16 protein-coding genes and 1 pseudogene are annotated in these 14,618 nt (G+C 36.0%); 2 read left to right on the plus strand and 15 right to left on the minus strand.

Annotated features, from left to right (window positions below; translation table 11 throughout):
• Window positions 1–10: 10 nt before the first annotated feature.
• The 9 genes from QNH20_RS16455 to QNH20_RS16495 form a co-directional block, all read right to left on the minus strand.
• Window positions 11–1,369 carry a phage major capsid protein gene (locus QNH20_RS16455; protein WP_283919061.1) on the minus strand — a complete coding sequence of 453 codons (1,359 nt, stop codon included), beginning with the start codon at window positions 1,367–1,369 and terminating at the stop codon, window positions 11–13.
• Window positions 1,366–1,938 carry an HK97 family phage prohead protease gene (locus QNH20_RS16460; RefSeq protein WP_349632682.1) on the minus strand — a complete coding sequence of 191 codons (573 nt, stop codon included), beginning with the start codon at window positions 1,936–1,938 and terminating at the stop codon, window positions 1,366–1,368. The genes QNH20_RS16455 and QNH20_RS16460 overlap by 4 nt, the downstream gene beginning before the upstream one ends.
• Window positions 1,910–3,115 carry a phage portal protein gene (locus QNH20_RS16465; protein ID WP_283919063.1) on the minus strand — a complete coding sequence of 402 codons (1,206 nt, stop codon included), beginning with the start codon at window positions 3,113–3,115 and terminating at the stop codon, window positions 1,910–1,912. The genes QNH20_RS16460 and QNH20_RS16465 overlap by 29 nt, the downstream gene beginning before the upstream one ends.
• Window positions 3,116–3,193: 78 nt before the next feature.
• Window positions 3,194–4,000, minus strand: coding sequence for a hypothetical protein (locus tag QNH20_RS16470; RefSeq protein WP_283919064.1), 807 nt, complete (start codon window positions 3,998–4,000; stop codon window positions 3,194–3,196).
• A gap of 51 nt (window positions 4,001–4,051) precedes the next feature.
• Complete coding sequence (locus tag QNH20_RS16475; RefSeq protein WP_283919065.1) at window positions 4,052–5,779, minus strand: terminase large subunit; 1,728 nt, start codon at window positions 5,777–5,779, stop codon at window positions 4,052–4,054.
• Window positions 5,776–6,213, minus strand: a complete 438-nt coding sequence (locus QNH20_RS16480; RefSeq protein WP_283919066.1) for a P27 family phage terminase small subunit — start codon at window positions 6,211–6,213, stop codon at window positions 5,776–5,778. The genes QNH20_RS16475 and QNH20_RS16480 overlap by 4 nt, the downstream gene beginning before the upstream one ends.
• Before the next feature lie 133 nt (window positions 6,214–6,346).
• On the minus strand, window positions 6,347–6,730 hold the full coding sequence (locus QNH20_RS16485; RefSeq protein ID WP_283919067.1) for an HNH endonuclease: 384 nt from the start codon (window positions 6,728–6,730) through the stop codon (window positions 6,347–6,349).
• The gene (locus QNH20_RS16490; protein ID WP_283919068.1) at window positions 6,727–7,053 is read right to left on the minus strand and encodes a hypothetical protein; all 327 of its coding nucleotides are present in this window, start codon (window positions 7,051–7,053) and stop codon (window positions 6,727–6,729) included. The genes QNH20_RS16485 and QNH20_RS16490 overlap by 4 nt, the downstream gene beginning before the upstream one ends.
• Before the next feature lie 50 nt (window positions 7,054–7,103).
• On the minus strand, window positions 7,104–8,024 hold the full coding sequence (locus QNH20_RS16495) for an MltR family transcriptional regulator (RefSeq protein WP_283919069.1): 921 nt from the start codon (window positions 8,022–8,024) through the stop codon (window positions 7,104–7,106).
• Window positions 8,025–8,478: 454 nt separating this feature from the next.
• Between QNH20_RS16495 and QNH20_RS16500 the strand changes: the two genes are divergently transcribed.
• A complete protein-coding gene (locus QNH20_RS16500; protein WP_283919070.1) occupies window positions 8,479–8,937 on the plus strand; it encodes a hypothetical protein in 459 nt (152 codons plus the stop codon).
• Window positions 8,938–9,648, plus strand: coding sequence for a TIR domain-containing protein (locus QNH20_RS16505; protein ID WP_283919071.1), 711 nt, complete (start codon window positions 8,938–8,940; stop codon window positions 9,646–9,648).
• Between the two features lie 60 nt (window positions 9,649–9,708).
• On the opposite strand, the gene QNH20_RS16510 is transcribed toward QNH20_RS16505, so the two are convergent.
• The 6 genes and pseudogenes from QNH20_RS16510 to QNH20_RS16535 all read right to left on the minus strand — a co-directional run bounded on the left by QNH20_RS16510 (window position 9,709) and on the right by QNH20_RS16535 (window position 14,550).
• Window positions 9,709–10,092, minus strand: coding sequence for an ArpU family phage packaging/lysis transcriptional regulator (locus QNH20_RS16510; protein WP_283919072.1), 384 nt, complete (start codon window positions 10,090–10,092; stop codon window positions 9,709–9,711).
• 85 nt (window positions 10,093–10,177) lie between these two features.
• Window positions 10,178–10,628 (minus strand): annotated as a pseudogene (locus QNH20_RS16515) (hypothetical protein).
• Window positions 10,629–10,702: 74 nt separating this feature from the next.
• Entirely contained in the window at window positions 10,703–11,242 is a 540-nt protein-coding gene (locus QNH20_RS16520; protein ID WP_283919073.1) for an ERCC4 domain-containing protein, read from the minus strand.
• A gap of 11 nt (window positions 11,243–11,253) precedes the next feature.
• The gene (locus QNH20_RS16525; RefSeq protein ID WP_283919074.1) at window positions 11,254–11,415 is read right to left on the minus strand and encodes a hypothetical protein; all 162 of its coding nucleotides are present in this window, start codon (window positions 11,413–11,415) and stop codon (window positions 11,254–11,256) included.
• Complete coding sequence (locus tag QNH20_RS16530; protein WP_283919075.1) at window positions 11,408–11,854, minus strand: hypothetical protein; 447 nt, start codon at window positions 11,852–11,854, stop codon at window positions 11,408–11,410. The genes QNH20_RS16525 and QNH20_RS16530 overlap by 8 nt, the downstream gene beginning before the upstream one ends.
• Window positions 11,855–12,159: 305 nt before the next feature.
• On the minus strand, window positions 12,160–14,550 hold the full coding sequence (locus QNH20_RS16535) for a phage/plasmid primase, P4 family (RefSeq protein WP_283919076.1): 2,391 nt from the start codon (window positions 14,548–14,550) through the stop codon (window positions 12,160–12,162).
• Between the last annotated feature and the right edge of the window lie 68 nt (window positions 14,551–14,618).

Genomic DNA, 14,618 nt, shown 5'->3' on the forward strand with positions numbered 1-14,618 from the left:
AGCATCACCCTTAGGCCGGCTTTACTTTACCAACTTCATAACGGTAAACGGCAGGTTCAAATGGAGAGTAAACTAATTGACCATCAAGTAGGTTATAAATTTGGAAACCAATTTTATTTGTGCCGGCATATTTTTCAACAAGCTTTTGTAATTCCATTGCACCGATAACATCTTGGATATGGAATGCTTTGAAATCGCCAAAGTAGAAAACTGGTTTCGTATGGTCAGAACCATCTGCAGAATCAGTGAAATCTACTTTATGACCAAGCAATGTGTAACCAACACCATCTTTTGCTTCATGAAGCAATGGTCGACCTGTGGTATCAGTCATTCCTTCAAGGACAGTTAAAGCAGCACGATTGATAATCCACATTGCTTTCTTTAGTACCTCTGTTACTGGTTGTCCTTTTAATTTTACGAGTTCTTGATAAAGTTTTTGAGAATATCCAGCTGCGGTGATGTCAATAGGTGATGACTCGTAATAAGCAACAGCTTTTTTCTCTAATGCACCAGGGTTTTCATTACTTACATCATTACCTTTGAACATATAATTTGTTTCTTTACGTACATAAGCTTTTTTCAATTCATCAATTACAATCGTTTCAATTGGTGCACCAGTCATTTTTAGTAACTTTTTAGTAACAGTAGCCAAAGCATCGAATTCTGATGGATCTAAAAGGATTTCATCAAATTCAATTTCTGTTTCTGGAATTTCATCACCGGCACCACGCTCTTTTTTACGTACATTGGCATTTGCTTTTTTAACTAATACTGGGTATTTCACATTTCCTTTTTCTCTATGCACAGAGCCATATTTACGTAATAAGTTTTCTTCTTGTGCGTAAGTAATGATTTCAGATGCAATGACTTCCGGAATAGTTACAGATCCATTACCAATTTCTACACCTAAAGATCGTGCTTCTGCTTCTGAAATTTTCCCAACAACGAAATTAGCAAAGGCGGAACGAATTTCTTTTTCTCTATTTTTGGTAGACTTTGCACCACGAGTAGAAAGTCCTTTCCCTATTTGACTCATAATAGCTGATCTCTGTTCTCCAGAAATTACATTGGAACGTTGGCCGTCCCCTTCTTCTCCTTCCCCTTCCCCACCTTCTGGGTCACCGTCACGACCCTCGCCGTCACCAGATCCATCTCCTTCACCCTCACCTGAGCCTTCCCCTTCGCCGTCGCCTTCCATATTTGCTAAGGTATCAGCAATCTCTTGTAATTGATCAGCAAGCTCAGTTACTTCTGTTTGAACAGCTTCCAAGTCTTCAGCTCGGACTTCATTTCTTTCTAGTTGGCCACGTAATTCAGTTAAACGTTGGTTGTTACGTTTTTGTAAAGCTAGTAAAAGTTTTTTGTTCATGCTTCAAGCACTCCTTTAATTTGTTTAAGTATTTTAATACGTTGTTCTACTGATTTATCAATCTCTTTACTTCGGACTAAAGATGCTTCGGTATCATCGTAAGCTGGAATAGAAACCACTGAAATTTCATAAAGTTCAACTTCATGAATGGTCCTTAATGCAGGTTCAACTGAATAATCCCAAGTTTCCTCGGTAATCCAAAAGCCAAATGAACATTGGTTGATATCCCCCCTGCTCATGCTCTCTGCTAGATCACGGCCAACAGATGTATTAGGTAATTCGATTTCAAATTTTAATCCTCTTTCATCCTCTTCAAGCCGCAATGTACCGCTTTTAGTTCTACCGAGGACATTATCCCAATTGTGATTAAACAATGCCCTTATATCGCCATTCTCGGACAGAGAGCGAGCGAAAGCACCAGGCTCAATAATTTCTTCAAACCAATCACCAATACTTGTCTTAGAATTAAAAATAGCAGCATAACCAGTTATCATCGAGGGCTTATCTTCTGTTGCATCCCTAGTCTTTAATTTGGTGATGTCAAATGTCCTCATTTCCCTTTTTGTCATTTCCATCACCTCCCTTCAAGGAATCATCAGTGGCATTCTTTAAATCTTCGCCAGCAATCAAATCTTTTGAGATATACAACTTACTAGATTCAGCTGTGTTTAGCTTTTGGAATCCAAGCATTTCTCTTGAGTCATCAGGTGAAGTAATCATGGTACGCACCATGTTGTAAGCAATATTTGTTTTCGTGCTATACGGCACAAAATCAAGAATATTAATCTTAAATTTAATTCGCTTGTCCGAATTTTTCCCGAAAAAAAGAAGACTCAAATGGTCTTCAAAGTTTTTCATTATTGGTTTAACTGCTTTGTTATGCAAATACATCATTGCTTTTTCTAAATCAGTCTTAGTAAGAGCTGTGTAAGTGTCCACATTAATTCCCAAGAATTTGCCCAAGTCTTTTTTATAAACATTTAAATATGCCAGAGTCTTCTGGTCATCGAGTGGAGATTCCATTGTATCGATGCTATAACCTTTACCCAGTGGAATCATTTTGATTGATCGTGACTCGTCTATTGCTTCAAGTTGATCTAGTATTGCTTTAATTAATTTTGATTGTGCTGCATTTTGTGGGTTGATGTGTGCGTCTAGTTTGAGCAAGAAGGCCATTAATCCACCTTTAGAGTATTTGTCCGTTAGAACTTTTTCGGCACTCATAACGCCTTCTAGCGTGCTCTTGCCAAGCTGTAAAATGCCAACCCCTTTTAAATGATTCGTCCCAATATTTTTTATGTGTCGGATCATAAAAGAAGGAATTTCTACCCCACCAATTTTGTAATGCTCAATCAATCTATCATCGATTTCGGTGTAAACATTGGCCGCAAGATGCAGCCGGTCACCATCAAGTACCGGGAAAACTTCTCCCTGCAGCAAGTAGGTATTGGTCATTAACTTAATAAACTCGGAACCAGTCAAATAATTATTAGGATTCTTTAATATCTTCAATGATGGATAATTTTTTATTTCATTTCCTTCACTGTCTTCCACAACAATGTCAGCCAACATCATCTGATTACTAATATCCTGCAGCAGCTCATAAACATCAGATGACTCAAGAATATTCTCGTCATTCACATAGCGGCCGCCATAACGGACTGTGTTATTGAAGATATCTTCGAACCAGCCGCGCTTTTCAATTTGCCTATATAAAAAGTTTGAAAATCGATCACGTAATCCCAAATTCTCACCGCCTTTCTATGAAATAAAAAAAGAACTGAAATCAGTCCTTTTTCCACCTGTATAAGAAGTACAATTTTTTTAATAATAAATATTCCCTTCCGGGTCAATTAAAGAACTAACACTTTCTCTTTGAAACTCAACACGTCCATCTTCAAAAATCTTCTTGACTATTAAATTTTCAACTTTTTTCAATTTCAACTTATTATCCGCAGCAGTGGGTTTTACCGCTAGATTTAGACCGTTCTTAAACGCAACCGATGGATAAATATATCCGTCACAATTTGGTATATCATAGAAATTCTTTGCCAACATAATAGAAATTCTGTATAAGTACTCAGTGCCTATACCAACTTCTTTTGTAAACTCAGTGTGTAAAAATTGTTCTAAAATCTTTTGATTGATTTTCCCTTGTTCATTTAATCCCCTTTCATCTGCAAAATCAGGTGCATTATCATTCATTCCTATTGAAGATGCTTGAATGTACTCACCATTTTTTACCTCATACTCAATGTGTGCAAATGATTGACCTTCACTTGCTTTTACCTCATAGAATGGCGTTGCTTGATCTAAAGAAGTATATAACATTGCTTCTCCAACATCGTTAAGCCTTTGACGTGATTTTACAAATTTCGCCTTACGATACCACACGTCCGATATATTACTAAACCTAGTACCTGGATCTTTTCCCCGCAATCTGTACAATTTTGTGCCTTCACCTATATTTCTATGCATAACCATTAAACAAGGTAAAGTTTCCAAAGTTAAATCAAATAAATCTTTATGAGTAATTCGCTTTAAATCTACTTTTTTATAACGTTCAAGCCTCGATAATATTTCTAATGTACTTAAGTTATTCAATGGATTTAATGAAAGATTATTAAACATGGGAATCTACCTCTTTTTAGTTATAGATTACCATATAATGTATGAATTATGTTATCTATAAATCTCACTAATTAAATCATCCATTCCTTCTTCACTCACATCATCCATAACCATCATGGTTTCTTTATGAGCAACTAAAAAAGCAACAAATCCATCGATCTTTTTCTTGGACTGTCGCTTACTTGGGGCTTTCATGCCATTTATATTTTTAACCACTACTACATTCAGTGCACAGTAAACAAATAGTGGATTGTCTGTAATCAATCGTCTTTCATAAATAATTATTTCAGCGTCATCAACCATCGCATTCATTACTGATGGATACTGATTAACCGCAATACATTCAAGACCAAGGTTCTCTAGCTTCTCTATTAATTTTTGAGACATGGCCGGGTCATAGTTTATTTGCTGCACATCATATAAATCCATGCATTGCACAATGTACTCCATGACTTGATCCTGGTCTATCATTTTTCCATCGCAAAAAGTTACAAATCCTCGTTCAGCCAAATCAGTATATGGCACGTTGTCCTCTTTTTCTCGGTGCTCGATGTCCTCATTAGGGATAAAATACATTTGCTTCACTTTTAATATGGAACGACCTTCATCATTATGTGTAGGGAAATTCAGGCTCACACAAGTTAAGTCTGTAGTCTTAGATAAATCCAACCCAAGATAACAGGTTTCCCCAGTAAGGTCGCCAAGTTCTTCGCTCGTAACCAAAACATGAGCCACTTGGTCCTGTTCAAAGAAGTTTTCTGCACCATTAACAAATACGTCCAAATGTTTAGAAAGGAACTCGGCTTTTTTGTGTGCTGACCGTGCTGCAGTAATAAATTCCGTTTCAAGCGCGCTCATGGTTACGGAAACACCAATATTCGGGTTAACCATTTCCCAAACTTTACGATCAGTCCAATCATAATTTTTGTTGGGCTCATAAATCATTACGAAACTTGAGTCATTGTCATCATTCTTCAGAACTTGCTTCGCTTCCTGATACACCCTCATACCCACTGAAGATGACCCTTTACCAGCTGTCGAGATGTTAAACATGATTGGTTCATCCCGAGAGATTTGAGCTGATTTAAAGTTATCGTATTGGTCCATGTTCTCCTGGGCGTGGAGCTCGTCATTCAGAACAAAGTGTGGATTAGAACCCTCAATCGATTGAATGTTCTTTGACATTACAATAAATTGATTCTGATAGGCTAAATCATTATGGATATAATCATATGTCACACTAGATATTGTGCCTTTTGGACCTTTATAAATGTGGGAAGCATTCATGAGAGCGTCATGGTTTAAAATTGTCGCCGCGAAAGGTTTAGCTGCATATTGCGCCTGGCTAAAATCACTTGCACAGCAATAACAATCCGCGCTTAGAATTCCCTCACCATACATGGCATAACCAAGAGCCCCAACGGCAAGTAATGTTTTACCATTTTTCTTAGGAATTTGAATATAAGATTCTCGAATAACACGAACAACTTTCCCAGCTTCGTTATAATGCACCCAGCCATAAATATTTGAGTATGCAAATTTCTCCCAGTCTTCCAGGATAAACGGCTGGCCGGCAAGATTCCCTTTTGTGTGACGGACAAAAGTTTCTACCCAGTCCATCATTTCATTGGCACGATCAACATCAAACCATATATCTTTTCTCTTTTTCCATTTATAATAACGGTCCACCATTAACTTAATAGTGTCCGGATATTTCTTAGGATGCTTTCTTACTTTCTTTGCAAAAATATCAGCGTAATTAATACCACGTTCAATCATGTACTATTCCGCCACTTTTTTCGATGTGCTGCCAATTCATCAACGACCTGTTCGGGCTTTGTCATTTCTTCATTTGTCCTTACAGAAGAGCCACCAGTAACAATTTTTCCAGACTTTGCTTTATTCGTTAATCCCAACAAATCAAGAGCCTTAGTTTTCTTATCAGCCCAGGTTTCAACTTGTTGTGCCAATGGATGCTTTGAATTGTTTGTGGCACCGGCTTTGTTTGTGTGTCGCTGTGTTGCTGGGTAGCCCTTTTCCTTCCACTGGATGAACATGGTCATGTAAATCTCGTAAATATCCAAATATGATTCTATTAATGGATCCAAAGTGAGGGTGTAAATATCAGCATCCCTCATAATCTTTAAAATACGTTGCTTTTCAGCTTCGGTTTTTTCAGCGACAATTTTCTGACGCTCTTTTTTTGTGGCCAATATTCACACCCCCCTTTATTTTTTAAAATTTCGTCTAACGATACGTTTAGGTTCCCTCCCACCGGTCTCCCGAGAAAAAAATAAAAAAATTTTTTGAGGGGGGGCTAGAAAAAATTTTTAAAAAAATATTTTTTTATTTTTTAAAATAACTTGGAAAAACTTTTTCTTTTTTTTCTTCATTTTCCTCAATGGTATGGCATTTTGGACAAAGAAGTTTCAAATTATTCTCCTCAAGCTTGAGTGTTGGATCATCATTGATAGGAATAATATGATGCACGTGTGCATCCTTACCAAAGACAAAGCGACCACACTTTTGACAGCATCCTTTTTCTCTTTGATAAATTTCAGTTCGAATAAATCTCCAAGGCTTTGAATTATAGAACGGTTTGTTCTTATTATGGTAGATGCTTTTCTTAGATTGCTTTTTCTTAATAGATTGCCTAGAACGTTTATGTTCATCACAATAGAATCCACGCTTTATCTTGTTCCTGCAGCCATTGAAATCGCAGTACTTCATTCTGTTTCTTCAGTAAGGAATGATATGATGTCATCCTTTTTCTTCATGTCATCTGGAATATCAATGTTGTGTTCAGCTGCAAACTTCTTTAATTGTGATACTGTCATCTTACTGAAATTCATTACATCCTCATCATCAACTAATTCACCGTCAATGACTGTCTTATCTGGACCACTTGCTAAGTCCACACCCATGATCATACTCTTAGGATTTTCTGTTACTTCAAAGTAAGGATCCATTCCTGCAGGAACAAATAAAACTTTTTTCTCTTTGTTATCCCAATACTCGGTACCAGCTGCAGTTTTCCTTGTTTCCACTATCATGATCAATCGCTCCTTTAGGTAAAATAAAAAGCACCCTTTAAAAAGGATGCTCATTTCATCGAATTCTGAATTACTTTCAAGCTATATTCTTGTTTGGGTAAATAATGAATAGCAAATTGCTTTAACAACTCATTATCTTTAATAGCTCCTTCAAGAATCTCGTTATATGCTTCTTTGGTTTTTTGTGCTTTTTTCAATAACTTTTCAGTATTTTCAATTTCAGACATAGCCTCTTTCTCTATAAAACTTGTTTTTAATATCTCAAGCTTATCTATTTGCTTTAAAGAATCATTTAATTCTTTTTCTATTGTTTTTATTACTTCTTCATTTCTAAGCAAAAGTCTGTTATATGCATTTATTTGATTTTCAATAAGGACATCTGCAGTTATGGTCACGTTAAATTCTTTTCTTTTTTCAATTTTATTTACGGCGATACGATCACCTAGAATGGTAAATAAATATCTGAACACAATAATAAATTTTTCTTTTGTTGGTGTATTTTTTTTCAATGGATTCAAATCTACTTTTGGTAAATCGTCACTGGGTTCCTGAAAATGCATATCTTGGGGCAAGAAACCATTTTTCGGAATCCTAAAATTTGAACAAATATTTGATACATCATTATCTTCAAAGGAAATGTTTAGAGCTATGTGCGCAAATTTATTTCTTACCTTTTGAAGTAGTTCCAGATTTCGTCTTTCTTCAATAGATAATAAACCTAAATAGTATGCAATTTTTATTTTTGAATCAAAAGTACCAAGAATACCATTGTTATTTAAAACTTCCTTATCTATTCTATCTGACTTAATTAAAAATGCCTTTAGTAATTCACTTAACATACTATCTATAATAGATCCACATATTAAAACAATTCCTCGATCACTATTATTAGAAATTTCTTTTTCAAATTCCTTTCGATAGGCACGGTATTTACTATTCTTCGTATATTTTTCAAAAATATTTTCTTCCATTTCCCTCTCCTTTCCAGCATTATTATCCTAATTCGACATAAAAATATAATATCCTTTCTAACACCTCATTATGCTAATAGCTTAATAAGAATAATTAATGGAGTACTTTTACCTCCTTGCCTCGCCCTCAGCCTATGCAAACAACGTTGCTAAGGTGTAAACACCATCAGCTGATCGAGTACACCCTTGATAATGGAAAGATGCGTCTCCCAGGAATTACTTCCTGAGATAATCTTATAAAAATGGCAAGAAAAAAAAGGCAGCAACTTTGGTAGCCCTTTTATCTTGATTTTGTCCTTGGCTTCTTCTGTTATCAGGATTTTTCTAATACTCTAATTAGAAAAATAGTATTCTTCCTCGATTAGCCCCCAAAAAAAGAAATTGTTGTTGCAAATAACATATTTTAGAAACATAATATAAAAGTATTATAATAGTATTAATAAGGATGAATGTTATGAATGAATTCGTTTTGGCAATTGCATTTGTATTTCTAGCAGCAGTTTTAAAGTATGCAATAGCAAGACCAAGTAATGGGAATAACTTTTTTTTAGCAGCTATTGAGCTCCCAGTTGACATCTTATTTGCTTGTATTGCTTTTTTAGCAACCTATATAGTCTTAATTACCAATAAGCAGATGGAAAAAGCAATAGAAGTCATTAATAATATGACTGGTAGTACTATTGATCCAAGAGAATTAGCTATACCTTATTTTCAGACCACTCAAGGTGGAGTATTGTTATTGATAGTTTATCTTTTTTTAACCACTATCGTAATAATATGTTGGAGGAAATCGGAGGAGCTTTTTTCTTTAAATGGCATTAATACAAAGTCAATACTAATAACTGGTATAGGATATCTTTTAACATTAACATTAATTTTATTTATTTTATCACTCATAAAGGCGGTGAAGTGATTGAACATTTTCCTTGATATTATATTACCTGCTTTAACTGTCACTACGGCCATTGTTACAATCCTATTATTATTTTATCAAAGTACAAAACAGAGGAAACTAGATAAACTTGAGAGAGTTCAGCTTGAAAAGATGAGAGAATATTATGAATCGCAAATATATGCCTTAAATAATAAGATGATTGCTAATCCAACACGATGGAAGGATACAAATTATTTAGTTACTGATCCTAGAATCAGTAGTTCTGATGATTACTTTAATCAAAAAGATGTCCAATATTCTAGCTTTTTAAAAAGCGTTGGATTAAATCCTTCTGATCTAAATATTATTAAAGATGCTGTGTTTGTCTTAACTCCGTTTCACAAAGAAATGGAAGAAACATTTGAAGTGATTCGCCAAATTTGTAATCGTGTTGGTTTAAGGGGCCAAAGATCTGACGAATTTGTTGATTTTAACGAGATATTTCCACAAATAGTTAAAATGATTGCTACTTCTAGATTAATAATTGCAAATCTTGATGGAAGAAATCCAAATGTATTCTATGAACTGGGTATAGCTCATGCTATGGGAAAACCGACAATTATGATCGCTAAATCCCTGAATGAAGTACCCTTTGATTTACAATCAAAAACTGTAATAATATACAAAGATTATGATGAATTAAAGGAACGGTTATCAATAGCAATGACTAAGCTTATTATCAATAACTAATGTTTTACTCTACATGAAAACAAAAAAAGACCTAAATAATTTTGGTCTTTTTTTGTTTTTCTAAATTATTCCCAACGAAGAGGCGATCATAAATATAGCTGTTTTCTTTTTTTCGTAATATGGTGTTTTCTGCAGCCCCAGCTCCATGTATATATTAATATCATTCTGACTTTCTGGGCTGAGGTACTTCATTTCGATAATTTTTCTTTCCAGGTGATCCAAGCTATTATCAAGGGCTCTTTCCATTTGGATGACTTTCAACTCATTTTCTAAGTCGTTATCCATCACCTTTGGAAAGATGTCGCCAGCAATACCTTTGTCAGTCAATTCTTTCTTGTTTTGCTGTCGTACTTTTAAGGCCTTGTATTTTTTTAGTTCTTTAACGACTACTGAGCTAACGTGTTTTTCATCTACATCTGGAAAGAAAGACAATTGCATATTCATCTATTCTCCCCCTATGATATAATAAATCTACCAATACTTACACCATAGCCAGGAGAAATCCTGGTTTTTTTTATTCTCAAATTAGTTATTTCACCCTCTGGAGCTTATGCTCAGGTTCTTTATCATCAAAGGAAATTTGACCTTCTGGAACTGATACATTGCCTTCACCGTCGACACTGTATTCGATTTTCATGCATCTCTTCATAAAACTCATCAATCGACATTTGAGAAGGTTGAAGCAATAAAGTAACGTTACTGCCGCATGAGGATAAAGCTGGATTACATTACCCTTTGCATCTCGTTTAATATTAAACTTCAAAACTGTTTTCTTATCATCACATTGGATTGATACAAATTCGGCTCCTATTGGTTCCATTTCGCTTTCATCCACAGTTAGGACAACGAATTGTTCCCGGCATCTTTAAAAGCTCATCAGCGTGCGGTAATTCATCCCTGAGCACATGGAACATAAGAACTTCTTTCTTATCATCCTTTTGCATCTTTTTAAATAAAACATTTAAATTAACTGATGTCATAGTATTGACTCCTTTTATTTGAGGGTTTTTCTTCGCTCATTTGGGTTAATCTTGACAAAATTCGACAAAATAATCTAATTAATGCCACCCTTTAACTGCTCCCTAGCAAAGTACAAAAAATGATGCAGAATATAATTACCTGATGTTTTTGGATCAAGAAAGACAGTTGTAAAGTTGTATCGATTTTCAAAAGTTTTAAGACTACCCAGCAATGACTTTGGTTCATACTTGCTCCTATAATTGCCAGTAAGAATTTTTTCATATCCTTGGAGATCTTCCACAATCATACGGAAAGGATGCTTGGTACTCCTAATTAACTCATTTTCAAAACGGCTGCGGTCTTTTATACTTTCCACAAGTTCGTCAATCCCATTTTTCCTTTCAATGGCAGCTGAAAAATATAAATCACGGGTTAAGCCAAGTTCTGTATTCGCTGGAATCATTGCTGAATAGTCGCCTGTTTTCATCGTTCTAAGCTTGAAAGGAACATTCTTTTTCCGGAAATACTCTAGGATATGCTGGTTCTTTTGCTCCCTGGTATCCACAATGATTACTAAACTATCAAGCAATGTTTTTAATTCTTTGTCTGTAAATTTATAATGGATTGTATTCATGTTAGGGCTCCTTACAAGTACATTTTTATTCCATAAGTCTCTTGTAAGTATTTTTTGATTTCTTCAAAATCCTCCTCAGTTAGTCCACTCTCATCTAAAAATTCAACAAAGCTATATTTCGCAGCATCTTTAATTAAAAAGTACATTAATTTTTCAAATTTCTTATTATCCACTTTTTGTAACTCCTCTCTTAAAATAACTCATAGCCCGTTCATAAATTTCTTCGGATATCTTTTCCGTTTCCGGTGTTTCATAATTAGCATTAGGTTTCTTACAATCATCCCAACCGTTATGGGATAAATCGATAATCAGCTGCATAACTCCAGCCAATGCTTTCGGATCGTTATTTAACCAATCTTCTATTTTAGGATTCATATCCTGCTGGACACCGGACATAAACAGCAATACTTTATCAATCGTTTGCTTCACGTTATGATCCTTGTCTGAATAGCCACCTTTTAGATAGGTGACAATACGTGATTTATAATGTTTGGCAAGCTCCTCAAGTTCTGGATAGATATTGTCTGGATTGTCTATGTACAAGTCGTCACCATCCAGCACTAATGAGGCGCCCATCAATTGGAAATCATCCACTATTTTTTTAGGGTGCAAATCTATCACCTCATTTTAAAATGGTTACTAAAGGGTTATCGGCGAATCTTCTAGGTAACCCACTACAAATCCAGTAATACCAATGGTTTAACTCTCTTTTTATCCTCGCGGGTTACTGAGTGTTACCTATTTCCGTATTAAAGCCTATATAATATATTTATATATTTTTTTATTTATTTATTTTCATAAGGGGTGAATATAGAAATACAGTAACCCTCGATAACCCATTATCTACAAACGTTGGTATATCAATATTTAGATTGGTTATCAAAAATTTCAATAAGTAACACATTAGTAACCCCAAATCATAATTTCTTCCTATTTATAGGAGTTACCTTATCTTTTTCCACATTCTCGGTAGAAAACAAATTAGCTCCTGCGAATTGATTTAAAGTAATTCCGTGAAAAAAAGTTTTATTTTTTGCTCCTTTTTCTTTCTTAAATCCTCTTACTTCCAGTTGACGATAAAAAATACGATTCTTTAATTCCAATTCTCCGTTTTGGTTACACCATTTTGTATAATTTTCATACAGGCTTTTTGCTTCAATTTTGGTATTCAGATGAATAGTACAGTTCTCATCAAGGAAAGGACCTAATATATCCATGTCCTGCCGGTAATCTTCTGTCGCATTAATCACGGCTTTAGCTTCGCCTAGCCCATCAGCCTGCCACTTCAAGCAACCTTCCACAGCCCAACTGAGAATGCCAGGCATTTCGGCTTTTAGTTTTTCAGGTAGATCAGGATCAACTTTTTCGTCCGGGATTGTAACTGTAAATGGCACTAATTTAATCCGGCGCCAGATCCCTTTGTCTCCACCCTTTACGATGGGCTTATGGTTTGTTGTGAAGAACACTTTAAACTCAGGCGTAAACTCAAAGTATTCTTGTCGAAGAAAACGCGCTGACATCTTCTCTCCACCGGTTATTTGCTTAACTAATGCTTCGGACAGCTGCTGTCCTTCTTCACTCTCTACTGCGGAAACAAATCGGGCACCGTCTAGCCGGGCAACATCATTATTGATTCCACTGTCGTTTTTTTTCTTTAAAAAAGTGTCACTATTGGTTTGCTTAGCATAATCACCCATCAGGTCCTGAATGACATTAATGAATGTTGATTTACCATTTCGGCCATTTCCAAACAGGAAAAACATGATCTGCTCTTTGGTGATACCCGTCAGCGAATAGCCTATAGCTTTCTGCAGATATTCTATTAATTCAGTGTCCGGATTTCCGGCAGGCGTTAAAAAAATACTCCGCAGAAATGATTTCCAGTTAGGACAGTCCACAGTCGAATCGTATTTAATGGGCGACATCTTAGTTAGCAATAAATCACGCTCATGCTGCAGCAGCTCTCCAGTTTTCAAATCAATTACTCCGTTATTGCAATTAAAAAGAAACTTATGGGAATCAAAGTCTTTTTTCCTTACAGATACCATTGGTTTAACATCCATAATGCTATTTATTCGAATGGATCTTCTCTCGCATTTTTTAGCCCAATCATTTAATAATTTGGCTCTGTATTTATCCTCTTCAGCTTTTGCTTCAGCATACAGGCCCCGAAGTGTTTTTGCTGTTAATGCTTCAATCATGCGCTTGCAATCTTCCTCCCAGCGTTTACCGTTCCAAATCAACCATTCGAGTTCGTTACAATACTTGATATCCTCGCCGTGGTAGTAAACTATTCTCTCGGCGTTTCCCAACTCGGTTAAATGGAAAGCCGGCGGCTTATCAATAATCTCCTCAGTGTCCTCGATGCCCTGGTCATCGGAAATATAAATCTCATATGGCTTTTCTTGTTCTGGTGGCTCATAGTCAGCAATTGTGGAAGGAGTTGATAAGATAGCCATATCGATTGTCATTTGGCCGTATGTCCTTCCGTCGGACGAATGCGGCTTATCCCATTTGTCTCGTAGTAAGGATGATTCCCGAAACATTGAATCCATTTTGGCTGGATCCTTACATGTCCAAAAGGCTAAATGATTACAAAGTGCCATATCTGTGGAAGAGTGATCACCGTTAATCAGCATTCCTTGGAAAAGGTCCTTGATGGATCCACCACTCTTGCTGCTGAACATTCTCTCCCACAACTCGGAGTTTGGTAGGCTGCTAATATCTTCGTGGGCAGAAATGGTTGCCTTGGTTTTAGGTGCCGGCATTTCCTTTTCCTTAAGGTATTTATCAAATAAATCCCGTAAGGATTCCGTTCTTTCTTCCACAGGGACATTTCCTAAGCTATCACCAGTGAAGGTGAAGTACCTGCCATGCCTATATACCTCTAACCCAATACTAGGGTTTTTACGTCCTGTTCCCGGACCCTTTAATGGCAGTTTACCCTTAGCAATGATATGGATGCCCTCACAACTGGGGCTGTACTCCGTGTAACTTTGTACGATTTCAATCACATCTTCAGCTAATTGTGTAAGTGCACCTTCTTCCACACAGTGATCGATGTCGATGCCTACGAACGGGTCATCTTTGGAAAACATAAAACCTATACCGTCATATCCACCTTGTTCGAAGAACTTTATTATTGTAGGGAAAGTGGACCATGTACGCTTATTATTCGATTGGGCCATTTCCCCGGTTATTTGATAAGGCACCTTAGTTGGCTTACCATCCCTTGTTTCTTTCCGCCATAAGATCCAATGAGGAGTGTTTTTTAATTCAATTGGTATGTTTTGAAATTGATGTGTCATTCGATTACTCCCTCTGGAAAATGGAGCTTATCGCCCCCTCCTATTCAACGAACTTATTTAATTTAAAA

Origin of the sequence: Neobacillus sp. WH10, assembly GCF_030123405.1 — a bacterium.
GTDB lineage: Bacteria > Bacillota > Bacilli > Bacillales > Cytobacillaceae > Neobacillus.

Coding starts and splice junctions, on each gene's coding strand:
- QNH20_RS16455 (WP_283919061.1), bottom strand. CDS start 1,369: ATGAACAAAAAACTTTTACTAGCTTTACAAAAACGTAACAACCAACGT.
- QNH20_RS16460 (WP_349632682.1), bottom strand. CDS start 1,938: ATGACAAAAAGGGAAATGAGGACATTTGACATCACCAAATTAAAGACT.
- QNH20_RS16470 (WP_283919064.1), bottom strand. CDS start 4,000: ATGTTTAATAATCTTTCATTAAATCCATTGAATAACTTAAGTACATTA.
- QNH20_RS16475 (WP_283919065.1), bottom strand. CDS start 5,779: ATGATTGAACGTGGTATTAATTACGCTGATATTTTTGCAAAGAAAGTA.
- QNH20_RS16485 (WP_283919067.1), bottom strand. CDS start 6,730: ATGAAGTACTGCGATTTCAATGGCTGCAGGAACAAGATAAAGCGTGGA.
- QNH20_RS16490 (WP_283919068.1), bottom strand. CDS start 7,053: ATGATAGTGGAAACAAGGAAAACTGCAGCTGGTACCGAGTATTGGGAT.
- QNH20_RS16495 (WP_283919069.1), bottom strand. CDS start 8,024: ATGGAAGAAAATATTTTTGAAAAATATACGAAGAATAGTAAATACCGT.
- QNH20_RS16500 (WP_283919070.1), top strand. CDS start 8,479: ATGAATGAATTCGTTTTGGCAATTGCATTTGTATTTCTAGCAGCAGTT.
- QNH20_RS16510 (WP_283919072.1), bottom strand. CDS start 10,092: ATGAATATGCAATTGTCTTTCTTTCCAGATGTAGATGAAAAACACGTT.
- QNH20_RS16520 (WP_283919073.1), bottom strand. CDS start 11,242: ATGAATACAATCCATTATAAATTTACAGACAAAGAATTAAAAACATTG.
- QNH20_RS16535 (WP_283919076.1), bottom strand. CDS start 14,550: ATGACACATCAATTTCAAAACATACCAATTGAATTAAAAAACACTCCT.